The following is a 25,013-nucleotide window of genomic DNA, read 5'->3' on the forward strand; positions in this document are numbered from 1 at the left end:
CCGGTGAAACCACTTTTTGTTTATGGTTTCCCGGTCGGGCGAGTTGCAACAGGAGACGGATGCATGGCTTCCATCATGATCAAGAAGGCTGGCGAAGGGCTGGTTTCGCAGGCCCACCGCAGCGCCGACGTCGGCCCGACCAGCGGCAGTTCGGTCGTTTACGAGGTGCAGAACGTCCCGAGCGGCGTCAGCGTCGACGACGTGATCGCCGCCTTCAAGACCTACAAGCCGGTCGACAAGGTGTACGAAATCGACTGGTCCGCCCTGTCGAAGTGATCAGGGAAGGGGGCAGCCAGCGCCCCCTTCCTCACCCAACCTCTACGCCTGCCCCCCTACGCCTGCAGCGCCGGGTAGCGCTTGGCCCACACCTCCAGCTGGGCGACGTGCTCGGCCTCTTCGGCGGCGAACTCCTCGGCCATCATGCGCACTTCGGAATCGGTGGTGGTCTTCGCCACCTCGGCATAGAAGGCCTGGCCGCGGCGCTCGCTGTCCAACGCCAGCTCCAGCGCATATTCCACCGTCATCAGATAGTGCGAGCCTTCCATCGAGGTCGATTCCGGGCTTTCCCCGTCCGGCCACTGGAAGTCTTCCGGCGCCAGATCGGGGATCTTGCGGAAGCCCGACCGTTCCCGCGCCTCGGCCAGATGCATGCGCGAGAATTTCGCCATCTGGGCGAAGAAGGCCGCGACCTCCTGGTTGCCATAGGTCTTCATCCCCTCCGACAGGTCGGAGAAGCGGTTGGCGGCGTCCTCTTCCAGCGCGCAGGCGTGGGCGAGGAACAGGGCGGCGTCGTGGATATCGGTCATGGATCCCTGCGATAAGCGAATAAGCCCGACGACGCTAAAACCATAGCGCTTTTGCGGACATGGGTCGCGCCTCACCGCGGCAGGGCCGGAGGGTGCGACCTTTTGGCGCGCGCCCACCGTCGCCGCCCTGGAAAATCATTGCCTTTCGCTCCGGTTCGCGGCAGCAGACTCCCCCTCATGAGCAAGCCCGCCCTCCCCGCCCTGCCGCCCCTGCCGCTCCTGCCGATCGATCCCGTCCTGCCCGCCCTCCTGGAGGCGCTGGCCGCGCGCGGCACCGCCGTACTCCAGGCTCCGCCCGGCGCCGGCAAGACGACGCGGGTGCCGCTGGCCCTGCTGGGTGCCGACTGGCTGAAGGGCCGCAAGATCCTGGTGCTGGAGCCGCGGCGCCTCGCCGCCCGCGCCGCCGCCCGCCGGATGGCGGCGATGCTGGGCGAGAGCGTCGGCGAGACGGTGGGCTACCGCGTGCGGCTCGACACCAAGGTCGGCCCGCGGACGCGGATCGAGGTGGTGACCGACGGCCTGTTCCTGCGCCAGCTCCAGGAGGATGCCGAGCTTCCCGCCGTCGGCGCGGTGCTGTTCGACGAGTTCCACGAGCGCGGCATCGACAGCGACCTTGCCCTTGCCCTGGTGCAGGAGGCGCGCGGGGCGCTGCGCGACGATTTGCGGCTGGTGGTGATGTCGGCGACGCTGGACGCCGCCCCGGTCGCCGCCCTTCTCGCCGACGCCGACGGCCCCGCCGCGATGGTGACGAGCGAGGGCCGCGCCCATCCGGTCGAGACCCGCCATCTCGACGCCCCGCCCCCGACCGGCCGGCCGGGCGGCGCCCGCATCGAGGATGCGGTGGCCGCCGCCGTCCGCCGCGCCCTGCGCGAGGAGCCGGGCAACGCCCTGGTCTTCCTGCCCGGCGTCGGCGAGATCCGCCGCGTCCAGTCTCTTCTCGAACAGTCCGACCTCGGACCCACCGTCACCATCGCGCCGCTCTATGGCGACCTGTCGGCCGACGCGCAGGACCGCGCCATCGGCCCGACTCCGCCCGGCCTGCGCAAGATCGTGCTGGCGACCTCGATCGCCGAGACCAGCCTGACCATCGAGGGCATCCGCATCGTGGTGGACAGCGGCCTGATGCGGGTACCGCGCTTCGACCCGCGCGGCGGCATGACCCGGCTGGCGACGGTGAAGGTCAGCCAGGCCTCGGCCGAGCAGCGCCGCGGCCGTGCCGGCCGCCTGGAGCCGGGCGTCTGTTACCGGCTGTGGCCGGAGGCGACGCACAAGGCGCTCGCCCCCTTCACCACCCCGGAGATCCAGGACGCCGACCTCGCCCCGCTGGCGCTGGAGCTGGCGATGTGGGGGGTGTCCGACCCGGCGGCGCTGGCCTGGCTCGACCCGCCGCCGCCTGCGGCGCTGGCCCAGGCGCGCGAGCTGCTGACCGGGCTGGGGGCGCTCGACCGCAAGGTCGATCATAAGGACGACCGATCGGGAGCCATCACCGTGCATGGCCGCCGCATGGCCGGCTTCGGCGTGCATCCGCGGCTGGCGCATATGATGCTGGCCGGCAAGGCGATGGGCCAGGGCGCGCTCGCCTGTCTGGTCGCCGCCTTGCTGGGCGAGCGCGACATCGTGCGTGCCCAGCCCGGTTTCCGCGATGCCGATTTGCGGCTGCGCGTCGATCTGCTGCGCGGCGAGGAGCGCGGCGGCCAGGGCGCGGCGCGCGGCCTTGCCGTCGACCGCGGCGGGGCGCAGCAGGCGGTGAAGCAGGCGCGGCAGTGGCGGCGCCAGCTCGGCGTCCGCGATGACGACGCGATGGACTCGAACGCCGTCGGCATCCTGCTGGCGCTGGCCTATCCCGACCGCATCGGCCAGCGGCGGCCCGGCGGCCAGCCCGGCGGGGTGGCGGCGCAGTATCGGCTGTCGGGCGGGCGCGGCGCCTATTTCCAGGATGCCGAGCCGCTGTCGGCCGAGGAGTGGCTCGCCATCGCCGACCTCGACGGCGCCGCCCGCGAGTCGCGCATCTTCCTGGCCGCCCCGGTGACGCTGGCCGACCTGGAGGAGAGCTTCGCCGCCGACATCCGCACGGAAACCGTCGTCGCCTGGGACGCGCGCGAGCAGGCGGTCCTGGCGCGGCGGCGGCGGATGCTGTTCGCGCTGATCCTGAAGGACGAGAAGCTGGCCAAGCCGCCGGCCGACGCGATGACCGCCGCGCTGATCGAGGGCATCCGCGCCCTGGGTCCGACCTGCCTGCCCTGGACCGACGAGCTGCGCAAATGGCGCACCCGCGTGATGTTCCTGCGCGCGCGGGAGGGCGACGCCCACGACTGGCCCGACCTGTCCGACACGGCCCTGATGGGCGGTCTGGAGGAGTGGCTGGCCCCCTTCCTCGACGGCGTGTCGCGCCGCGCCCATCTGGAGCGCATCGACCTGTCGAGCGCTTTGCGCGCGTTGCTGCCCTGGGAGTTGCGGACCCGGCTGGACGCCGAGGCCCCGACCCATGTCGAGGTGCCGAGCGGCTCGCGCATCCCCATCGACTATGATGGCGAGGAGCCGGTGCTGGCGGTTCGGTTGCAGGAGATGTTCGGCTTGGCCGAGACTCCGCGGATTGCCGGCGGCCGGGTTCCGCTGCTGCTGCACCTGCTGTCCCCCGCCCGCCGCCCGGTGCAGGTGACGCGCGATCTGGCGAGCTTCTGGGCGAATGCCTACAAGGCGGTGAAGGCGGATTTGAAGGGCCAGTACCCGAAACACTACTGGCCCGACAACCCGCTGGAGGCCGAACCGACCGCCAGGGCGAAGCCGCGGGGGCGGTAACGGCCCGCCCCCGCCTCCGCCCCTCCGCAAACTTTCCCTCTCCCCCCTGGGGAGAGGGTCAGGGTGAGGGGGCAGCAAAGGCGCCAGCCTTTGCCAGGGGATCGCGAAGGGGCAGCATGCCCCTTGGCGGCGCGCGGCAGCGCGCCCGACCATCCACGAAGGCGAGGAGTAAGTGGAGAGGGGGGTGACGGAGCTTGTCAGATATGAACCAATTGCTTACATCAACCTGGGAATCAGGGATTGTGGTTCCAGGCAGTCAGCAATAGAATATGCACTAGAAACTAGTGCCTCATTTCGTTTGTTTTCTCGAAGGAAGATCATCGTGATAGCCAGAAATTTCCGTAAATGGTATCGATAAAAATAGAAATACTTACTGAGTTAGAGTGAGATATCGCTGTTTCCTTGAAGAACCTCGTTTGGTGCGACTCGATTCGCGATAAAGATTGGCGATCATGTAAAGTTCGTTTCGGCCTCAAGCGCAGAATTTGAACCACTCTTTAACAAAGGAACGCATTATGGCGGTGAATTTTTGGAGCGAAACTCGACGCCCGAGGGCAAAAAGTTCAGGCAGCGAAGCTCCTACAAACGACCATGACCCGAATGGCGTTCGCTCTTTATTTCAACAAGATTATGATAGGCTTCTGTTTTCTACGCCAGTACGCCGTCTAGCGGACAAAACACAAGTTTGGCCGATGGATGAGAACGACGGAGTTCGCACTCGCCTAACGCATTCCCATGAGGTTGCGAATCTGGCGCGGTCAATTGGAACGCGTGCTTATCGGCGAGCAGATGAAGCATTCAGTGGAGCAAGCCTAAGCGATACAATTCAACCGATGCTTTCAGCTATTGGACTCGCTCATGACCTTGGCAACCCGCCTTTTGGGCATCAGGGCGAAACCGCAATAGGCAACTGGTTTAAAGCAAGAAAAGGTTGGATATTTACTAAATCCTACGACAAAAGCAAAAATTTGCCTACTCAAATTCCGGAGAGCATATGGCCGGAATTTACTAAATTCGACGGCAATCCACAGAGCCTTCGTCTTCTGGCAAAGCTCCAAACGCATCACGCGCGTTTGGGGCTAGATCTGACGGCTGCAACACTTGCAGCTACTTTGAAGTACCCTGTTCATGTTACAGGAGTAGACAAGGAAAAGTCTCATATAAAAAAATATGGGTATTTCGAGTCAGAGAAAGAGATCGTTGGATGGATTCGTAAAGAGACTGGCCTTGACGAAAAGCAGCGCCATCCACTCACATGGATAATGGAGGCATGCGATGACATCGCATACTCCGTACTTGACGTTGACGATCTTCTAAAGAAGGGGCTTCTCTCACCAGACGACGTAATTATTTCGCTCCAGCATAATAGGAAAATCGCAAATAGAGACGTTATAAAGAAAATCGACGAAAAGTTTAAGGAGGTAAATGACAGCAACAGATGTATTGAAATCCGTCACGACATCAAAATACAATTTCTGCGAGCATACGTGATTGAATCGCTTATCAATGATGCGAGCGATGCATTCGTGGAGAACGTAGACCAGATTATGAATCTTAGTCACGAGTCTCCTCTGATGGATAACAACCCTGTATGCGATGCATTAAAAGATATAGCCAAGCAATATGGCCTGCGACATCCGTCAGTGCTCCGCACGGAAGCTGTAGGCGCCGTAGCAATCGATGGGATTATGTCATCACTGTGGGAAGCTATCTCTGAGCGAGAAGCAGATGATTTAAAATCGATACGCAACTCTGCCCGTTCGCGGTACATCTTCTCTTTGATTAGCCCGAACTATCTAGAAGAAGCCGAAGAAGCTAAGTCTTTAAGTGGAATAGCAGGTAATCTACGCTATCGTGAACTACGCCTTCTCACTGACATGGTGTCAGGAATGACTGACACATATGCTACGAAGCTCTGGCAGGATATCAGTACGGTGCCGCATGTCCGTTGCCCCTAATCTTTCTTCGCTCAAACAGCGATTAGATCGCTATTTTTGGAAGAACCATCTCCCTGAAATGAAGGTTTTGCATGAATATCTCGACAAATACTTCATGGAATTTGATCGAGTTGCAGTGATGGGAGGACTCGTCCGAGATTTCGCGCATAGAGGCCGCGCAGGCTTTAGGTCCGATGTTGATCTAGTTATCGATGCACCCGCAGAAGCAGTCGCACAATTGGCTAGTTCTCTAAACGCCATACCTAATCGGTTTGGTGGTTATGGTTTTCGTGGAGGGCCTTGGCAAATCGATTTTTGGGCTTTGGAAACCACATGGGCAGCGCGATATGCCGGTATATCAGTAAAAACTTTGGACGATGTGATTCGTTGCACCTTTTTTGACTGGGATGCAGCCGCATATGATTTGCATTCCAGAAAGCTGATCTGTGGTGATGATTATCTGGAGCGGATTAGAAATGGTGCTCTCGACATCAATCTTCGTCTTACCCCTTCACTTGAGGGCAACCTCTTGCGATCAATAAGGCGCATCATGCTGTGGCGCCTTGGCATAGGGCCAACATTGCGTTCTTTCATCGAAGAAGCTTTGAGTGATCAAACATTTCAGCACATCAAAGAAAAAGAAAAAGCCACTTATCCGCTGCCTGTCACTGAATGTTGGAGAAACGCTAAAGATGCTCGCCATGCAATACTTGAGATGAGTCAGCAAAAAATTGCTCCACACCAACTTAGATTCAGAGGAATATAAGGTATTTTCATAAACTATACTTCAACTAACTAGGTGCCCCATGGCCGAGCCTGCGACCGCATTCGAACTGACCGATCACGATGCGCTGACACGCGCCGTTGCCGAAGCGCGATCCCAAGTAGCGGCCGGTCAAACCATCCCCCTGCGTGACGTTGCCGACTGGCTTGACAGCTGGGGAACCCCCGACGAACGCCCGGCCCCGTCGCCGCGGTAGCCCACACATCGGCCACGCCTTTTCCACGCCTCCCTTATCGCCGACCGCCATCCATGATAGGACTATAAGCCTCAATCGCCCAAGGAGTGTCCTGCATGCCGTGCCAATGGCGCCACGCCCCCTTGCGCCCATCCTCCCGCGCACCGGCCCCGCCGGATGGAACAGTGAACAGCCGCCGGAAAACCGTTCCAAACCGTTTCAAACGTTCCATCCGACCGCCGCAGGCCGGGGCGGGCGCTCCGGATGGAACAGTGAACAGCCCGCCGAATCCTGTTCCACGATGTTCCACCCGCCCAACTCCGCCCCCAAAACGAAACGGCCCCCGTCCCTTGCGGGAAGAGGGCCGACGTCGTTTCAGCTACCCGAAGCGGCTCAGTCGCGCTTGACCGTGTCGCTGTGCAGCGCGGCCTGGGCGGCGGCGAGGCGGGCGATCGGCACGCGGTAGGGCGAGCACGACACATAGGTCAGCCCGATCTTCTCGCAGAAGGAGATCGAGGCCGGGTCGCCGCCATGCTCGCCGCAGATGCCGAGCTTGATGTCCGGGCGGACCTTGCGGCCGCGCTCGGTGGCGATCTCCACCAGTTCGCCGACGCCGCTGACGTCCAGCGTCTGGAACGGATCCTGCTCCAGGATGCCCTGGCGCTGGTACTCCGGCAGGAAGCTGCCGGCGTCGTCGCGCGACAGGCCGAGCGTCGTCTGGGTAAGGTCGTTGGTGCCGTAGCTGAAGAACTCGGCAGACTCGGCGATCTCGCCGGCCTTCAGGGCCGCGCGCGGGATCTCGATCATCGTGCCGGTCAGATACTCCACCGTCACGCCGGTCTCCGCCTTCACCTGCTCGGCCGCCCGGTCGATCACCGCCTTGAGGATGTCGAACTCCTTCTTGGTGATGATCAGCGGGATCATCACTTCGGGAATGACGGCCTCGCCGGTGGTCTTGGCGACCTCGGCGGCGGCGGCGAAGATGGCGCGGGCCTGCATCTCGTAGATCTCGGGGTACGAGATGCCCAGGCGGCAGCCGCGATGGCCCAGCATCGGGTTCGCTTCATGCAGCTGGATGGTGCGGTGGCGCACCCGCAGCGGGTCGGTGCCGGTCGCCGCCGCGACCTCCGCCATGTCCTCGTCGGTGTTGGGCAGGAACTCGTGCAGCGGCGGGTCGAGCAGGCGGATCGTCACCGGCAGGCCGGCCATGATCGTGAACAGCTCGACGAAGTCCTTCTTCTGGAAGGGCTCCAGCTTGGCGAGCGCCTTGCGGCGACCGGCCTCGTCCTCCGCCAGGATCATCTCGCGGACGGCCAGGATGCGCTCCGGGTCGAAGAACATGTGCTCGGTGCGCGACAGGCCGATGCCCTCGGCGCCGAACTTGCGCGCGGTGCGGGCGTCCAGCGGGGTCTCGGCGTTGGCGCGGACCTTCATCCGGCGGATCTTGTCGGCCCAGCCCATCAGGGTGGCGAAGTCGCCCGACAGCTCCGGCTGGATCGTCGGCACCTCGCCCAGCATCACCTCGCCGGTCGAGCCGTCGATGGTCAGGATGTCGCCTTCCTTCACCGCGACGCCGCGGACCGACATCTGCCTGGTCTTGTAGTCGATGCGCAGGTCACCGGCGCCCGACACGCAGGCACGGCCCATGCCGCGCGCCACCACGGCGGCGTGGCTGGTCATGCCGCCGCGGCTGGTCAGGATGCCGCGGGCGGCGTGCATGCCGTGGATGTCCTCGGGCGAGGTCTCGATGCGGCAGAGGATCACCGCCTCGCCCTTGCCGGCCATCAGCTCGGCCTCGTCGGCGGTGAACACCACCTTGCCCGACGCGGCGCCGGGGGAGGCCGGCAGGCCCTTGGCGATGATCTTGCGATCGGCCTTGGGGTCGAGCGTCGGGTGGAGCAGCTGGTCGAGCGAGGCCGGATCGATGCGGCGCACCGCCTCGTTCTGGTCGATGACGCCCTCATTCGCCAGATCGACCGCGATCTTCAGCGCGGCCGGCGCGGTGCGCTTGCCGTTGCGGGTCTGCAGCATGAACAGCTTGTTCTGCTGGACCGTGAACTCGATGTCCTGCATGTCGCGGTAGTGGCCCTCCAGCCTGAGGCGGACCTCGTTCAGCTGGTTGAACACCTCCGGCATCACCTCCTCCATGGCGGGGAGGTCGGACTTGTTGGCGATCTTGCCGGCGATGGTCAGGTGCTGCGGCGTGCGGATGCCGGCGACCACGTCCTCGCCCTGGGCATTCACCAGATACTCGCCGTAGAAGGCGTTCTCGCCGGTCGACGGGTTGCGGGTGAAGGCGACGCCGGTGGCGCAGTCGTTGCCCATGTTGCCGAAGACCATGCACTGCACGTTGACCGCGGTGCCCCAGGCGGCCGGGATGTCATGCAGCTTGCGGTAGGTGATGGCGCGGGCGTTCATCCACGAATCGAAGACGGCGCCGATGGCGCCCCACAGCTGCTCCTGCACATCCTGCGGGAAGGGCCGGCCAAGCTCGCGCTCGACCGCCTTCTTGTAATCCTCGATCACCGCCTGCCAATCCTCGGCCGACAGGTCGGTGTCGAGGCTGTAGGACTTGTCGCGCTTGTGGTTGTCGAGGATGTCCTCGAAATGGTGATGCTCGACGTCGAGGACGACGTTCGAATACATCTGGATGAAGCGGCGGTAGCTGTCATAGGCGAAGCGGGCGTCGCCCGACCGCTTGGCGAGGCCGGCGGCGGTCGCGTCGTTCAGGCCGAGGTTCAGGACGGTGTCCATCATGCCCGGCATCGACGCCCGCGCGCCGGAGCGCACCGACACCAGCAGCGGGTTGACCGGGTCGCCGAACAGGGCGTCCATCGCCGTTTCCAGCCGCTCGACCGCGGCCTCGACCTGCGTGGTCAGCTCCGGCGGATAGGAGCGGCCGTTGGCGTAGAAATAGGTGCACAGCTCGGTGGTGATCGTGAAGCCCGGCGGAACGGGCAGACCAAGATTGGCCATCTCGGCCAGATTGGCGCCCTTGCCGCCCAGCAGGTTCTTCATATCGGCCCGTCCTTCGGTGGCACCGGCCCCGAAGCTGTAGACCCACTTGGATTCACCCTGGCTCGCCATCGCGGATTTCCTCTCGCCCCATGGTCGTCCGGCATGCGGGTGCTCCCCTTGTGCTCCATCGACCGTCCGCCGGGCGGGTGTTTTCCGCTCAGCGAAACGCCGTGGTCAGTTTGCTTGACCGCACATGCCGCTGAATGGACCTTCTATCGCCCCGAACGTTGGGATACAAGACGGTCGCGTGGTCTAGATCGGGATGACCTGCGCTTGGCCGGCAAAGGAGCATTGCGGCTATATCGGATTGGCCGGTTTCGCATTGCCCGGGCAAACCGCATAAGCACCGGGCCGGATGGCGACATACGGCCGAAGTACCCCGGCGGATGTTTCAGATACCGGCCAGGGCCTCGTCCGGACACTCCACCCACTGGCTGCCCGCGCCGGCCAGCCAGTCGGCCAGCGCCGCCGCCGGCATCGGCCGGGCGAACAAGTATCCCTGGCCGATGGCACAGCCCTCCGCCTCCAGCATGCGCTGCTGGGCCTCGCGCTCCACCCCTTCCGCCACCACCGTCAACCCCAGCGCCTCGCCGATCTGGATGATGGCGCGGACCAGCGGCCGGTTGGCGGCGTCGATGTCCAGTTCCTTGACGAAGCTGCGGTCGATCTTCAGCTCACCGACGGGAAAGCGCTTGAGATAGCTGAGGCTGGAATAGCCGGTGCCGAAATCGTCGATCGACAGCGTCACCCCCTGCGCATGCAGGGCATCGAGCGCGTCATGGACGCCGATCTCCTCGGTCATCATCAGCCGCTCGGTGATCTCCAGCGTCAGGTCTTGGGCGGGGATGCCGTTGGCGGCCAGGATGCCGGCAACCTGGTCGGGCAGGTCGCCGCGGGCGAAGCGGACGGCCGAGATGTTGACCGCCAGCCCCGGCACCGGCAGGCCGGCGGCCCGCCAGCGGCCAAGCTGCGCCACCGCGCTCTCCAGCACCCACGAATCGAGCCGGTCGATCAGGCCGCACTCCTCGGCCAGCGGCACGAACTCCATCGGCGACACCGCACCCCAACGCGGGTGGGTCCAGCGGATCAGCGCCTCCACCCGGTGCAGGCGGTGCGGCTTCAGCCGGACCTGCGGCTGGTAATGCAGCTCGAACGGCGAGATGCCGTCCGTGATCCCGGCCTCCTGGCGGTCCAGCGCCTCGCGCAGCGCCGCCTCCATCTCCAGCCGGCGCACCGCCTGCTCGTTCATGTCGCGGCGGAAGAAGTGGCAGCGGTTGCGGCCGGCCTGCTTGGCCCGGTACATCGCCGCATCGGCCTGCCGCAGCAGCGTGTCGAAATCCATCCCGTCGTCGGGATGCACGGCGATGCCGATGCTCGCGGTCGGCGTCAGCGTCAGCTCGGCCACGGTCAGCGGCACCGCCAGCGTCGCCAGCACCCGCTCGGCCAGCAACGCGGCATGCGCGGCATCGCAGCCCGGCAGCAGGGCCACGAACTCGTCGCCGCCCAGCCGGGCCAGCGTGTCGCCCTCGATGAACACGCTCCGCAGGCGGCCGGCCACCTCCAGCAGCAGCTCGTCGCCAACCGCATGGCCCAGCGAGTCGTTGACGGTCTTGAAGCGGTCGATGTCCAGGAACATCAGCGTCACCGGCTGGCGCGTGCGCCCGGCCAGCGCCAGCGCCGCGGTGGCGCGGTCGGCCAGAAGCTGGCGGTTGGGCAGCCCGGTCAGCATGTCGAAATATGCGAGCCGGTTGATCTCCGCCCGCGCCCGGTCATGCTCGATGGCGAGCACGCAGAGATGGACGCAGGCATCGACAAGCCGCCGGTGGAACGGGGCGACAGCGGCGCGCGACTCGCGGTAATAGAAGGCGAAGCTGCCCAGCACGCGGGCGTCGCGGCCCTTGATCGGGTTGGACCAGCAGGCTGCCAGCCCCTGCGCCAGCGCGAGTTGCCGGCGCTTGGCCCAGCGCGGATCGCTGGCGATGTCGGTGGACATCACCGCCTCGCCCGCGCTCATCGCACTGCCACAGCAGCCGACGTTCGGCTCGATGGGCAGCCCATCGATGGCGTCGGCGTAGGCGGAGGGCAGCGACGGCGCCGCGGCCACGCGCATACGACCATCGTCGTCGCGCAGCATCACCGAACAGGTCACCTCCGGCGCGCAGGCTTCCACCTGCCGGCACAGGAAGTCCAGCACCAGCCGCAGCGACCGGCCGCCGGCCACCAGTTCCAGCACATTCTGCTGCAGACGGGCGACCGCCTCGGCCCGCTCGCGCTCGTCGAAGCCGCGCATCTCGCACAGCAGCAGCGTCTCGTCACCGTCGGTCAGCAATTGCCAGTGCAGGTCGACCGGAACGGGGTCGCAGCGCGGGACGCACAGCGCGCCGTTGCCGGGTGGCGCACAATCTCCCCGCATCCCGTCCCACACCGCCTGCCAGTCGCATCCGCCCAGATCGAGCAGCGCCGGCAGGGAGCGCCCGATCAGCGTGTCGAGCGGGCGGCCGGCCAGCCGGGAAAATCCGGGATTGGCGCCGACGATCATCCCGTCGGCCGAGACCCAGACCAGTGCCGCGCTCCATTGCGCGGCGGTCACCCGCAGCAGGCGGTCGGAGGGAAGACGGTCGTCCAGCGCGGCCTCGGCCGATTCCATGAACCCTGATCTCCCCACACCGGACATCCTTCGGGAAGCGCCGCGGCGGCGTCCCAGGGGAATCAGCTAACACGGATACACGCGGCGCGGTCAAGGCTCGTCATGGCGGCGACGACGTTATTGCAACCGCATAAGACGGCTTCCGAACCGCGGCCGGACCGGCAAGACAAACATAAGGAAAAGGGAGGGAGCGGTCTCCCGCTCCCTCCCCTCTCGTCTTCGATCTCCTTGCGGCGGCCGGATGGCACGCCGGTCGGGACCTCAGCTGCAGCCGGTGGTCGACCCGCAGCTGTCACACTTCAGGCAGGTGCCGTTGCGCACCAGGGTCATGTTGCCGCACTCGCCGCAGGGATCGCCCTCATAGCCGCGGGCGCGGGCCTCGCGGATGCGGTCGAAGCGCTGATCGCTGGTGCTGCCGCCATAGGCGGTGCCGGTGGCAGCGCCGGACGCGACATGGCCCTGGGCGGTGGCCGCGGCGACCGTCGGGCTGGCCGCCATCGCGGCCTGGGCGGACGCCTGCATCCCGGCGGACGCGGTGGCGCTCACCGCCGCGGTGTCTGTGCCGGTGGCGGCGAAGGCTGCGGCGGCGCTGGCACGCTGGGTCTGGCCACCATGCAGGACGCGCAGGTTGTTGCGGACATAGCCGGTCGAGGCGATGCGGCGGACGATGTCGGACGGCTGCACCTGGGTGTCCGGCAGGTCGCCCTGCTTGTCGCCGTTGCCGACGGTGAAGGGCACCAGATCCTCCGGCGTGGCGTGCGCCAGATCGGTGCGGTTCAGGTAGGAAATGGCGATCTCGCGGAAGAGGTAGTCGATGACCGAGGTCGCCATCTTGATGGTGTCGTTGCCGGTCACCATGCCCGACGGCTCGAAGCGGGTGAAGGTGAAGGCCTCCACGAACTCCTCGAGCGGCACGCCGTACTGCAGGCCGATCGACACCGCGATGGCGAAATTGTTCATCAGCGAGCGGAAGGCGGCGCCTTCCTTGTGCATGTCGATGAAGATCTCGCCCAGCCGGCCGTCCTCATACTCGCCGGTGCGCAGATAGACCTTGTGGCCGCCGACATTGGCCTTCTGGGTGTAGCCCTTGCGACGGTGCGGCAGGCGCTCGCGGGCGGAGCTCTTGCGCTCCACCACCCGCTCGATCACCTTCTCGACGATGCGCTCGGTGACCATCTGGGCGCGGACGGCGGCCGGCGCCTCGATCATCGCCTCGACCGCCTCGCCGTCCTCCTCGTCGTCGAGCAGGGCGGCCTGCAGCGGCTGGCTCAGCTTGGAGCCGTCGCGGTACAGCGCATTCGCCTTCAGCCCCAGGCGCCAGGACATCAGGTAGGCGTCCTTGCACTCCTCCACCGTCGCCGAGTTCGGCATGTTGATGGTCTTGGAGATGGCGCCGGAGATGAAGGGCTGCGCCGCCGCCATCATCGTGATGTGCGATTCCCAGGACAGGAAGCGCTTGCCGATGCGGCCGCAGGGGTTGGCGCAGTCGAACACCGGCAGATGCTCGTCCTTCAGGAAGGGCGCGCCCTCCAGCGTCATGGCGCCGCAGCAGAAGGTGTTGGCCAGCTCGATCTGCGACTTGGTGAAGCCGATGTGGCTCAGCAGGTCGAAGCCCGGAGCGTCCAGCGTCTCGGCCGGGATGCCCAGCGTCTGGGTGCAGAAATCGGCGCCGATGGTCCAGCGGTTGAAGACGAACTTGATGTCGAAGGCGGTGCCGAGGTTGCCTTCCAACCGCTCCAGCAGTGCGTCGGTGAAGCCCTTGGCCTTCAGCGACTCGTGGTTGATGCCCGGCGCGTTCTTCAGCGTGCCGTGGCCGACGGCGTAGAGCGCGATCTGCTCGATCTGCGAGGGCGTGTAGCCGAGCGTCTTCAGCGCCTCCGGCACCAGCCGGTTGACGATCTTGAAATAGCCGCCGCCGGCCAGCTTCTTGAACTTCACCAGCGCGAAGTCGGGCTCGATGCCGGTGGTGTCGCAGTCCATGACCAGGCCGATGGTGCCGGTCGGGGCGACCACGGTGGCCTGGGCGTTGCGGAAGCCGTGAGCCTCGCCCAGTTCCAGCGCCTCGTCCCACACGCGGACGGCGGCGAGCGCCAGATCCTGGTCCGGGCAGAGGTCGGCGACGAAGGGCACCGGCTCGACCGCCAGCCCCTCATAGCCGTTCATCTCGCCGTTGGCGGCGCGGCGGTGGTTGCGGATGACCCGCAGCATGTGGTCGCGGTTGGCCTCGAAGCCCGGGAAGGTGCCCAGCTCCTGCGCCATCTCGGCCGAGGTGGCATAGGCGACGCCGGTCATCACCGCGGAGATGCCGGCGCAATAGGCGCGGCCTTCGTCGCTGTCGTAGGAGAGGCCCGTGGCCATCAGCAGGCCGCCGAGATTGGCGAAGCCCAGGCCAAGCGTGCGGAACTCGTAGGAGAGCTGGGCGATTTCCTTGGACGGGAACTGCGCCATCAGCACGGAGATTTCCAGCACGACGGTCCACAGGCGGCAGGCGTGCTCGAACGCCTCGACGTCGAAGGAACCGTCCTTCAGCCGGAAGGACATCAGGTTCAGCGACGCCAGATTGCAGGCGGTGTCGTCGAGGAACATGTATTCCGAGCACGGGTTCGAGGCGTTGATGCGCCCCGAGGCCGGGCAGGTGTGCCACTCGTTGATGGTGCTGTCGAACTGCACGCCCGGATCGGCGCAGGCCCAGGCGGCGTAGCCGACCTTGTCCCACAGGTCGCGGGCGCGGATGGTCTTCATCACCTTGCCGCTGGTGCGGCCGATCAGGTTCCAGTCGGCATCGTCCAGCACCGCCTGCACGAACTCGTTGGAGACGCGCACCGAGTTGTTGGAGTTCTGGCCGGAAACCGTCAGGTAGGCTTCCGAATCCCAGTCGGTGTTGTAGGTCTTGAACTCGATCGAGGTGAAGCCCTGGCCGGCGAACTGGATCACGCGCTGGATGTAGTTCTCCGACACCTGATCCTTGCGGGCGGCGAGGATCGCCTTCTTGAGCTCCTTGTTCTCCTTCGGATCGAGGCCCTTCTGGGCGGCGGCCATCACCTCGACCAGGTGCTTCTGGCAGATGCGGGAGCCGGTCACCAGTGCGGCGACCTTCTGCTCCTCGTTCACCTTCCAGTCGATGTAGCCTTCGATGTCCGGATGGTCCATGTCCACCGTGACCATCTTGGCCGCACGACGGGTGGTGCCGCCCGACTTGATGGCGCCGGCCGCGCGGTCGCCGATCTTCAGGAAGCTCATCAGGCCCGACGACTTGCCGCCGCCGGCCAGCTTCTCACCCTCGCCGCGGAGCTTGGAGAAGTTGGAACCGGTGCCCGAGCCGTACTTGAACAGGCGCGCCTCGCGCACCCACAGGTCCATGATGCCGCCCTCGTTCACGAGGTCGTCGGCGACCGACTGGATGAAGCAGGCGTGCGGCTGCGGATGCTCATAGGCCGAGGCCGACGAGGTCAGCAGGCCGGTCTTGAAATCGACGTAGAAATGGCCCTGGCTCGGGCCGTCGATGCCGTAGGCCCAGTGCAGGCCGGTGTTGAACCATTGCGGGCTGTTCGGGGCCGCCATCTGGGCGGCCAGCATGAAGCGCATCTCGTCGAAGAAGGCGCGGGCGTCGGCCTCGCCGTCGAAATAGCCGCCCTTCCAGCCCCAATAGGTCCAGGTGCCGGCCAGACGGTCGAAGACCTGGCGGGCCGAGCTCTCGCCGACGAAACGCTTCTCCTTGGGCAGGGCGGCCAGCTTCTCGGTGTCGGCCTCCTTGCGCCACAGCCAGGACGGAACGGTGTTCTCCTCCACGGCGCGGAGCGCGGCGGGGACGCCGGCCTTGCGGAAATACTTCTGGGCCAGGATGTCGCTGGCGACCTGCGAGAAGTTGTCCGGCACCTCGATGCCGGTCTGCTGGAAGACGATGGTGCCATCCGGGTTGCGGATCTCGCTCGTCGCCTGACGGAAACCGAGGCTGGCGTAGGCGTCCTGACCTTCGTGCGTGAAACGACGCTCGATCCGCATGATGACACTGTCCCTTGCTGGAGCCCGCCGTGGCGGACTCGAATGGAAATAGGGGCGACCCGTCCCGAAAAGCGGGTACCGGCAACGGGCACGGCGCCGTACGGCAGGGGCCCGAAGCCCGACTGCACGCCGTCGCCGCTATCCTTGCCGGGACCGGGGCCGCCGTTTGGACGGCCGGGTCACGTGGGCTGCATCCTAGCCAGCGCGGCCGGGGCAAGCAAGCCCCACTCTGCTAGATATTGTGGTTGACATCACCGAACCCCTCAAACTCTTGAGTCTTTGGTGTTCAACCCGTCGCCGGGGATCCTGTTCCCGCCCGCCAAGCATTTTTTTCGGACAGGGACGGCAGGGCCGCGGCACGGCTGCGAGGCACGTCAAGGCACTCGAACGGCCGCCAATGCCGGATCGGGCGGCGACACAGCTGATTAGAGCGCAAAACGCGCCGGTCCGCCAGAGCTTCCTTGCGGAGAAAATCAACATCTTGTTGCCTACGCCCCGTTGCACCCACCACCGATTCTCCGCGAGGCGACTCGGGCGGAATTGGCGGACTCCAAGGAACGACTCGAAAAACCCGGTCCTCCCGCCTCCGAGTCGCCGCCGGCCCGGCCGCGGATGGCGAGGGAAGATGGCCGGGGAAGGCGGTCGGGGAAGATGGCATGGATAAGGAGCGGAAACCGTGGACCCGCAACTTTTTCCTGTGCCCATGGTTGGGAAGCGGTGGATTCAAGGGAGGGGAAACGCCCATGGAGACGCCCATGCACAAGATGTGGTCCATATTGCCCGCGCTGACGCTGCTGGTCGGCATCGCGGCCCCGCCGGAGTCGGCAGCCCAAACCATCCTCGTCGACAGCCCGACTCCGGTGGTCGGCGCCGCGGTGGAGCGCAAGACCGGTCCCAGCGTCGACCAGTTGATGAACCGCAGCGTCGTCGGTGCCGACGGGGCGAGGATTGGCACCGTCACAGACGTGATCCTCAACGACCGGGGCGAGGCCCAGTACATCGTCATCCATTCCGGCGGCCTGTTCGGCTTCGGCGGCAAGGACATCGCGGCCGACCTGACCCTGGCCGACCTCCGATCCGGCAGCGAAGCGATCCAACTGCGTGACGTGACCGCGGCCAGCGTCCGCGACATGCCGGAGTTCCGTTACGACGACAGCATCACGTCCCTGACCCGCAGCCCGGAGTCGCGGCGGTAACAACCGGATGGAACAACGAAAAAGGCCGCGCCCCAACCGGGACGCGGCCTTTCTCTCAACCCTACCGGGAGATCGCAAGCCCCCTCCACCCTCGGCGGACCGGAGGTCCGTCCGATGCCGCGGGGGAGGAGGGCGTCAGGCGATCACTCGTCGTTCTGCTGCTTGCGCTTCAGAGCGGCGCCCAGGATGTCGCCCAGCGAGGCGCCCGAGTCGGACGAACCGAACTCGGCCATCGCCTGCTTCTCTTCCTCCATCTCGCGGGCCTTGATGGACAGCGAGATGCGGCGGGACGCGCGGTCGATCTGGGTGACCTTGGCATCGACCTTCTCGCCGACGGCGAAACGGTCGGGGCGCTGTTCGGAACGGTCGCGGGACAGGTCCGACTTGCGGATGAAGCCGGTGTAGCCCTCGCCGACGGTCACTTCGATGCCGCCGTCCGTCACCTGCGTCACGGTGCAGGTCACGACCTCGTTCTTCTTCAGGCCGGCGGTGGCCGACTCGAAGGGATCGCTGGCGAGCTGCTTGATGCCGAGGCTGATGCGCTCCTTCTCGACGTCGACGTCGAGAACCTTGACCTTGACGCGGTCGCCCTTCTTGAACTCGGCGATCGCCTCTTCACCCGACTTGTTCCAGTCGAGATCGGACATGTGGACCATGCCGTCGATGTCGCCCGGCAGGCCGACGAACAGACCGAACTCGGTGATGTTCTTGACTTCGCCTTCCAGCTCGGTGCCCGGACCGAACTTGTCGGTGAAGGTCTCCCACGGGTTGTCCAGGCACTGCTTCAGGCCGAGGCTGATGCGGCGCTTCTGCGGATCGACGTCCAGGACCATGACCTCGACTTCCTGCGAAGTCGACACGATCTTGCCCGGATGGACGTTCTTCTTGGTCCAGGACATTTCCGAGACGTGGACCAGGCCCTCGATCCCCGGCTCCAGCTCCACGAAGGCGCCGTAGTCGGTGATGTTGGTGACGCGGCCCTTGAACTTGGCGCTGACCGGGTACTTGGCCTCGACGCCTTCCCACGGATCGGCTTCCAGCTGCTTCATGCCGAGGCTGATGCGCTGGGTCTCCGGGTTGAAGCGGATGACCTGGACCGTGACGGTCTGGCCGATCTGCAGGGCTTCCGACGGATGGTTGATGCGGCGCCACGCGATGTCGGTGACGTGCAGCAGGCCATCGACGCCGCCCAGGTCGACGAACGCACCGTAGTCGGTGATGTTCTTGACGACGCCCTGGAGGATCTGGCCTTCCTTGAGGTTGGCGACCAGCTCCGAACGGGCCTCGGCGCGGCTCTCTTCGAGCACGGCGCGGCGCGACACGACGATGTTGCCGCGCGAGCGGTCCATCTTCAGGATCTGGAACGGCTGCGGGGTGCCCAGCAGCGGGGAGATGTCGCGGACCGGACGGATGTCGACTTGGCTGCCGGGCAGGAAGGCCACGGCGCCCGACAGGTCGACCGTGAAGCCGCCCTTGACGCGGCCGAAGATGACGCCGGTGACGCGGGTCTGGTCGTTGAACGACTTCTCCAGCAGAGCCCAGGCCTCTTCGCGCTTCGCCTTCTCACGGCTCAGCATCGCCTCGCCGTTCTTGTCTTCCATCCGCTCGAGGTAGACCTCGACGGTGTCGCCCGCCTTCAGCTCGGGCGGCTGGCCGGCAACGGCGAATTCCTTCAGCGCGACGCGGCCTTCCGACTTCAGACCGACGTCGATGGTGACCATGTCGTTCTCGACGGCGACGACGCGTCCCTTGACGACCGTGCCTTCGAGCGACTCGGCCGCGCCCAGCGACTCTTCCAACAGAGACGCGAAGCTTTCCTTTTCGACCGTGCGGGCCAGTGACTGTGCCATTGAAACTCCTAAAGGTGGCGCGAAAGCGGCCCCGTTCCGGTCCCTCCCGCGGCAAAACGGGTGGGACCTCGACCGAACCGCCGCGCCGGGCACCACGCCCGGCGACTTGGTTGATGGTTTTCCGTGGAGGGCGTCCGACCCGCCCGCGCCGCTCCCGACCGCCGCAGCCGCGGCATCACGCCGCCGGCTTCAGACCGGTCTTCGAGCCGATGTGAGCGACCGCCATCGAGAACACCTGATCGGCATCGAGAGCGGAAGTATCAAGCACAAAAGCGTCGACAGCCGGACGGAGCGGGGCTACCGCTCTCTGGCTGTCACGCGCATCACGAGCCTTCATGTCCTCCAGGACATCGGAGGATATAGCCGGAATCCCCCGCCGCTGCAACTCCCTGAGTCGGCGTTCGGCCCGGACCTCCACCGAAGCGGTAACGAACAGCTTGGCCTGGGCGTCGGGGCAGACCACCGTGCCGATGTCGCGCCCGTCCAGCACGGCCCCCGGCGCCCCGCCCGGGGGATGGCTGGCGAAACGCCGCTGGAAGTCGAGCAGCGCCGCCCGCACCTCCGGCACCGCCGCCACCTTGCTGGCCGCCTGCGCCGCCTCGTCGGTGCGCAGCGCCACCTCCTGCAGGATGGGATGCTCGGGATGCAGCTCGTAGGCCGCGCGCGCCGCCGCCGCGTTGTCGGCCGGATCGCCGCCGGCGCGCAGGACCGAAACGCCGACCGCGCGGTACAGCACGCCGGTGTCGAGATGGGCGAAGCCGAAGGCGTCGGCGATGCGCTGCGACAGGGTGCCCTTGCCGCTGGCGGCCGGGCCGTCGATGGCGACGACGATCGACACGACCGGTTCGCCCTGGCCCGGTTCGCCCTGGCCCGGCTCGGTCTCGCCCGGTTCGTCCTGATTGGAGAGCGGCTGCGTCATCGCCTCACGCCTCCACGATCGCGGCGCCCAGCCCGTTCATCAGCCCGACGAAACCGGGGAAGCTGGTTTCGATGAAGGCGCCGTCGTCGACCGACACCGGCTCCTCCGTCGCCATGCCCAGCACCAGGAAGCTCATGGCGATGCGGTGGTCCATGGCGGTGGCGACGGTGGCGCCACCCTTCGGCGGCTTGCCGGTGCCGTGCACGGTCAGGCTGTCGTCGGCGCCGACCTCCACCGACACGCCGCAGCGGGTCAGGCCTTCCGCCACCATGGCGAGGCGGTCGCTTTCCTTCACCCGCAGTTCCTTCAGGCCCAGCATCACCGTGTCGCCCTCGGCGCAGGCGGCGGCGGCGGCCAGCACCGGGTACTCGTCGATCATGCTGGGGGCGCGGTCGGCCGGCACCACCACGCCCTTCAGGCGGCTGTGCCTGACCCGCAGGTCGGCCACCGGCTCGCCCGCCTGGTCGCGGCGGTTCTCGAAGGCGATGTCGGCGCCCATCTCGACCAGCGTGTCGTAGAGGCCGGTGCGGCGCGGGTTCATGCCGACATCGTTCAGCACCAACTCCGAGCCCGGCCGCAGCAGGGCGGCGACCGCCGGGAAGGCGGCGCTGCTGGGATCGGCCGGGACATGGATGGTCCGGCCGGTCAGTTCCGGCTGGCCGATGACGGTGACGGCAAGCGCGCCGTCCTCCAGCCGCTCGGTCGTCACGGTGGCGCCGAAATGGCGCAGCATCAGTTCGGTGTGGTCGCGCGTCGGCTCGGTCTCGATCACCGTGGTGGCGCCGGCGGTGTTCAGCCCGGCCAGGATGATCGCCGACTTCACCTGGGCCGAGGCGACCGGCAGGCGGTAGGTGATCGGGACCAGCTGGTCGCTTCCCACCACGGTCAGCGGCAGCCGCCCGCCGGACCGGCCGACGAAGCGGGCGCCCATCTCCTCCAGCGGCTTGGTGACGCGGGCCATCGGCCGCTTGTTCAGCGAGGCGTCGCCGGTGAAGACGCAGGTGATCGGATGGGCGGCGACCAGCCCCATCAGCAGGCGGGCGGCGGTGCCGCTGTTGCCCATGTCCAGCACCTGCGCCGGCTCCTGCAACGCGCCCAGCCCGACGCCGCGCACGCGCCAGACGCCGGCCCCGGACCCATCGTCTTCGCGCTCCGCCCAAGCACCCAGCAGGCGCATGGCGGCGGCGGTGTGCAGGACGTCCTCGCCCTCCAGCAGGCCATGGATCACCGTCTCGCCAACGGCGATGGCGCCCAGCATCAGCGACCGGTGCGAGATCGACTTGTCGCCGGGCACGCGGATGGCACCCCGGATCGCGCCGGTGACGGTGGAGCGCAGCGGCCTTGCATGGGTCAGGGGGGCCTGCGACATGGGACGGGTCCTTCGGATCGGAACGTGAAGCGGTTGTGGCCGCGTTCCTATCACAGCCCCAGCCCCGATGCGAGGGGGCCGGGCGGCAGGACCTGGCGAAGGAGCCCTTGCAGAGGATCGGGGCGTGGCCCGCCCCGCACATGAAAAGAGGCCGCACGACGGCGGCCCCGAGTTCAAGGAGGATACCAAATGGAGGCCCAAATGGAGGCATTGCACGATGTGCAGCTCCGTTGTAGCGAACTATGGTTAACCCACTGTAAAGACACCCCCTGTCCGGGCGGGATACCTCTTTCCCGCGGCCCTTGCGACGCTGCGGACGTCCGGCCGCTTCATCTTTTTTTTGACAAGCGCCTCGGGGCGTGGCAAAGGGCGCCTCTTGAGAACCCCCTGATTTTTGTGACGGAGGACGTGGCGTGGCCAAACCCGAATGGGGCGTCAAGCGCATCTGCCCGAGCTGTGGCGCTCGTTACTATGACATGCGCAAGGACCCGCCGGTCTGCCCGAGCTGTGGCGCGCAGTTCGACCCCGAGGCTCTGCTGAAGTCCCGCAAGGCCCGCCCGGCCCCGGTCGACGACACCAAGAAGGTGGTGGTGGTCGCCGAGGACGAGGAGGAGGTCGAGGCCGAGGCCGAGACTCCGGAGCTGGAGGATGTCGAGGACGGCATGTCCGTCGAGGACATCGAGGAGGCCGACGACGCCACCGAGGACGAGGACGATGTCCTCATCGAGGACACGTCCGAGCTTGGCGAGGACGACATGGACGAGGTCGTCGTCGAGGGCGAGGACGAGGAGGAGCGGTAATACCGCCCTTCCCGGCGGAGCGGGGAGCGGCGGCGGCGATGGGAAAAAGCGGAAAAAGGTGAATTTTCCGCTTGCATCACTCCACCGCCTGACTATTATCCCGCTCCACCAAGGCCGGACGGAAACGACCGGCCCCCAGGGACAAAGGGGCCATAGCTCAGCTGGGAGAGCGCTACAATGGCATTGTAGAGGTCAGCGGTTCGATCCCGCTTGGCTCCACCATCATAAAGCCAGCAACCTCAATGGGTTGCTGGCTTTTCCTTTTTTACGGCGCTCTTGTTTTTGAGCCGACTTCAACGAGGCTTCAACGAGCATTCCGGGAGATCGGTGCGACCAGAAGGCTGCTTGATCTCATCGTCCTCGAGGCTAACTCACAGCCCCCACCATTTTCGACCGACCGCACTCCACATTCTGTCGCCGAATCGGGCTGCTGCACGGAGATGATGAGGACAGGAGATTGCCCCCTGGTGATCAGGCGACGCGGACAGAGTTCGGGCATCCAAGGTCGAGCATGCAGTTGAGGACCGCGACGCCGATGGCGACCTCGGTGGCCTGCGTCTGATCGGAATGGAAGCGCAACGCCTCGCTGAGGACGCTTTTCCATCGCGCTATTTGGCTCTCCACACCCGCCCGCTTATTGCAGCCGCTGGTCCGCTGCCATGCCATACGGCCCGTCTGCGCGATCATCTGAATGTGACGATCGCGTTGAGTCGGTGTGGTGTCGGCCATCTCGCTGAACACTGCGTCGCTGCGCGGCGGTGCCACGCCCGCGTAGACGCCACTCCGGTCATACGCACCGCCCCCCCCGGTCAGAGAGGCCACAGGTCCTACGATATAATCGAGCAAGGGACCAACTTGGGAGGCATCATCGAAGCCGCGGTCGGTCAGCGTGGCGGCGACGATCCGACCCATGCCCATCCCAATGTGCAGGACGCGCCAGGAGAGCCGCCGCGAGCGCCGCGTCGGCCCGCGCCATTACCTCGGCGCGATTGGGGCCGGACCCGTCGCAGTCACGCCGCGGTCGGGGATCGTGGAGATCGACAACGCGATAAGCCCAGGCGCCGCCGATGCGCCAAATAAGAGCCTGACGCTCGCCTTCAACCCGCCGCCACACTCCCCCGTCCAGCGTCCATCCGGTCATCTCTGTCCCTCATACAACGGGTTGGACGAAACTGACATATGGGTGTGAGCATTCCGCCAAGCACCCAAAAAATCGAGAACGACGACGGCTTGGCCGGCAGAGAAGCTTGGGCGTTCGGCGGCGGTCAAGTCGGATCTTACCGAACGAGCGAAACCGAAATGCGCGCTGCACAGCCCGCATGGTCACGATATGATGAGACGGAGGGCAAGAACGGAGGCACGGATGCTCGACGACCTGCGGCGGGAGGCGGTGCTCGAGGTACTGGCGTCGCTACCGCTTTCCGAGCGACAGTGCGCACTGGCCGATGAGACGCTCGAGGATATGGCACTCGAGGACACCAATCAGATCATCTCCTTAACATAGCCAGTTGATCGATCGCTTGCCCGCGGCGCGATCCGCAATCCAGGCGATTCGCAGGCGATAGCCGGCTGGTGCCGCCGGTTGGGAAGCGCACGAGCACGGCGTTACAGCGAGGTGGCGCTACCCTCGGGCTCTGGAATGACGCCCCTGCACGGCGGCGTACACGCGGGTGCAGTCGTAGGTACCGTCGCCGGTCAGCGATGACACCGACCCGGGGACTTGATCGAGCAACGGAGCCACATGTGGCCCGTTGCGGTGAGGGATGTGGTGGCCGGCTGCCGAACAGGTGGACGATCGTCGCGCGGACAGGGACGCAGTTCACCGCTCCGTCCCTGTCCGCAGAGGTCGCCTACCAGAGCAGGCGGAGATTGACGCGTTCGTCATCAGCGCAGGCCGGCCGGCTACGTTCGCCGATCTTTCCGATCACTACGCCAGCGCCGGCGCTACGCAGTGCCTTGAGGGACTCGGCGAGGTCGTGGGCGTAGCTACCGAGCAGTTCGGCCTCGGCAGCGGCTTGCCGGATTCGGCCGCCGATGCTGGGGGGAGCGCCGCGACGACGGCGGAGGCGTACGAGGTCGCGATCCAACTCGTCGAGGCTGTCGGCGAGGGTCTCGACCACCGAGCATGCAGCGATCGGCAGAGGCTGGTCGAGAATGACCCGGGGGCGGTGGCCGGCGGCGACTTCGCGTACCAGCGCAACGGCGAGGGGGTAGTCGTCTGGTTCGCCGACAACGACGGCCGGCGGGAACATCACGGTGTCAGGCATTCGACTCTCCACGATTGGCGGTTCGGCCGAGTGACGGCCGAGGCATTGCAGATCGCCACCGACGGCGGCGATCTCAGAGCCAAGCGTGGAGAGGACGGAGAAAGGACCGCGCCAAGCCTGCGGAACCCGACTGTTTGGTCGGAGAGCGGTTGCTCCACCTGACCAGCTCCAGTTCACAGCCCCTTCTGAGGACATATGGGTTCATCGCGGTGGCGACATCCCTCACTGTTGAAACATTTTCTCTGCATGTCCGCCCCCGGGTAACCGTTGCATCGTCCACCGCGGCATTCACGACCAGACCTGGCAGAACCTCTCACCGCTCCTTGTCCGCCGACGCTCCTTGTCAGATGGGAATGTCGGGGGCAGGGAAGTCAGGAGTTCTCTGACGAGTTCAGGGGCGGCCTCGAGGCATCGCCGGTTGTCATCGGCTCTACCCTCAATCAG

16 protein-coding genes and 1 tRNA gene are annotated in these 25,013 nt (G+C 65.8%); 8 read left to right on the plus strand and 9 right to left on the minus strand.

Features of this window, described 5'->3' with window-relative positions:
- The first annotated feature begins 63 nt into the window (after nt 1–63).
- On the plus strand, nt 64–276 hold the full coding sequence (locus AL072_RS02375; protein ID WP_045581673.1) for a hypothetical protein: 213 nt from the start codon (nt 64–66) through the stop codon (nt 274–276).
- A 56-nt stretch (nt 277–332) separates the two neighbouring features.
- Here the strand turns inward: AL072_RS02375 and AL072_RS02380 are convergent, their stop codons facing one another.
- Complete coding sequence (locus tag AL072_RS02380) at nt 333–806, minus strand: ferritin-like domain-containing protein (protein ID WP_045581672.1); 474 nt, start codon at nt 804–806, stop codon at nt 333–335.
- Between the two features lie 177 nt (nt 807–983).
- On the opposite strand from AL072_RS02380, the gene hrpB reads away from it, so the two are divergent.
- From hrpB to AL072_RS34065, 3 genes are all read left to right on the plus strand, one after another.
- Nucleotides 984–3,605, plus strand: a complete 2,622-nt coding sequence (gene hrpB / locus AL072_RS02385) for an ATP-dependent helicase HrpB (protein ID WP_045581671.1) — start codon at nt 984–986, stop codon at nt 3,603–3,605.
- A 515-nt stretch (nt 3,606–4,120) separates the two neighbouring features.
- Nucleotides 4,121–5,563: a dGTP triphosphohydrolase gene (dgt, locus tag AL072_RS33180; RefSeq protein ID WP_082108900.1), complete on the plus strand. Its 1,443-nt coding sequence runs from the start codon at nt 4,121–4,123 to the stop codon at nt 5,561–5,563.
- Nucleotides 5,547–6,308 carry a hypothetical protein gene (locus AL072_RS34065; RefSeq protein ID WP_144428111.1) on the plus strand — a complete coding sequence of 254 codons (762 nt, stop codon included), beginning with the start codon at nt 5,547–5,549 and terminating at the stop codon, nt 6,306–6,308. The genes dgt and AL072_RS34065 overlap by 17 nt, the downstream gene beginning before the upstream one ends.
- A 586-nt stretch (nt 6,309–6,894) precedes the next feature.
- Here AL072_RS34065 and ppdK read toward each other — a convergent pair.
- The 3 genes from ppdK to AL072_RS02400 form a co-directional block, all read right to left on the minus strand.
- Nucleotides 6,895–9,588 carry a pyruvate, phosphate dikinase gene (gene ppdK / locus AL072_RS02390; RefSeq protein WP_045581670.1) on the minus strand — a complete coding sequence of 898 codons (2,694 nt, stop codon included), beginning with the start codon at nt 9,586–9,588 and terminating at the stop codon, nt 6,895–6,897.
- A 322-nt stretch (nt 9,589–9,910) separates the two neighbouring features.
- Nucleotides 9,911–12,166, minus strand: a complete 2,256-nt coding sequence (locus AL072_RS02395) for a putative bifunctional diguanylate cyclase/phosphodiesterase (RefSeq protein WP_045581669.1) — start codon at nt 12,164–12,166, stop codon at nt 9,911–9,913.
- A gap of 261 nt (nt 12,167–12,427) precedes the next feature.
- Entirely contained in the window at nt 12,428–16,168 is a 3,741-nt protein-coding gene (locus AL072_RS02400; RefSeq protein WP_045581668.1) for a vitamin B12-dependent ribonucleotide reductase, read from the minus strand.
- Nucleotides 16,169–16,911: 743 nt separating this feature from the next.
- Between AL072_RS02400 and AL072_RS02405 the strand changes: the two genes are divergently transcribed.
- Nucleotides 16,912–17,364, plus strand: a complete 453-nt coding sequence (locus tag AL072_RS02405) for a PRC-barrel domain-containing protein (protein WP_045581667.1) — start codon at nt 16,912–16,914, stop codon at nt 17,362–17,364.
- Nucleotides 17,365–17,507: 143 nt separating this feature from the next.
- Here the strand turns inward: AL072_RS02405 and rpsA are convergent, their stop codons facing one another.
- The 3 genes from rpsA to aroA form a co-directional block, all read right to left on the minus strand.
- Nucleotides 17,508–19,214, minus strand: coding sequence for a 30S ribosomal protein S1 (gene rpsA, locus AL072_RS02410; protein WP_045581666.1), 1,707 nt, complete (start codon nt 19,212–19,214; stop codon nt 17,508–17,510).
- Nucleotides 19,215–19,389: 175 nt separating this feature from the next.
- Complete coding sequence (gene cmk, locus AL072_RS02415) at nt 19,390–20,046, minus strand: (d)CMP kinase (protein ID WP_045582574.1); 657 nt, start codon at nt 20,044–20,046, stop codon at nt 19,390–19,392.
- 91 nt (nt 20,047–20,137) lie between these two features.
- Entirely contained in the window at nt 20,138–21,502 is a 1,365-nt protein-coding gene (aroA, locus tag AL072_RS02420; protein WP_045581665.1) for a 3-phosphoshikimate 1-carboxyvinyltransferase, read from the minus strand.
- A gap of 413 nt (nt 21,503–21,915) precedes the next feature.
- On the opposite strand from aroA, the gene AL072_RS02425 reads away from it, so the two are divergent.
- Both AL072_RS02425 and AL072_RS02430 read left to right on the plus strand, forming a co-directional pair.
- The gene (locus tag AL072_RS02425) at nt 21,916–22,302 is read left to right on the plus strand and encodes a TIGR02300 family protein (protein WP_045581664.1); all 387 of its coding nucleotides are present in this window, start codon (nt 21,916–21,918) and stop codon (nt 22,300–22,302) included.
- Nucleotides 22,303–22,448: 146 nt separating this feature from the next.
- A tRNA-Ala gene (locus AL072_RS02430) sits at nt 22,449–22,524 on the plus strand.
- 249 nt (nt 22,525–22,773) lie between these two features.
- Here the strand turns inward: AL072_RS02430 and AL072_RS02435 are convergent.
- Nucleotides 22,774–23,214 (minus strand): hypothetical protein, encoded by a 441-nt coding sequence (locus AL072_RS02435; protein ID WP_052709969.1) that lies wholly within the window; start codon nt 23,212–23,214, stop codon nt 22,774–22,776.
- Nucleotides 23,215–23,665: 451 nt separating this feature from the next.
- Here AL072_RS02435 and AL072_RS34805 point away from each other — a divergent pair, with 451 nt between their 5' ends.
- A complete protein-coding gene (locus AL072_RS34805) occupies nt 23,666–23,806 on the plus strand; it encodes a hypothetical protein (protein WP_158511032.1) in 141 nt (46 codons plus the stop codon).
- 346 nt (nt 23,807–24,152) lie between these two features.
- On the opposite strand, the gene AL072_RS34075 is transcribed toward AL072_RS34805, so the two are convergent.
- The gene (locus AL072_RS34075; RefSeq protein WP_144428114.1) at nt 24,153–24,569 is read right to left on the minus strand and encodes a hypothetical protein; all 417 of its coding nucleotides are present in this window, start codon (nt 24,567–24,569) and stop codon (nt 24,153–24,155) included.
- Between the last annotated feature and the right edge of the window lie 444 nt (nt 24,570–25,013).

Source organism: Azospirillum thiophilum, assembly GCF_001305595.1.
Classification (GTDB): Bacteria; Pseudomonadota; Alphaproteobacteria; order Azospirillales; family Azospirillaceae; genus Azospirillum; species Azospirillum thiophilum.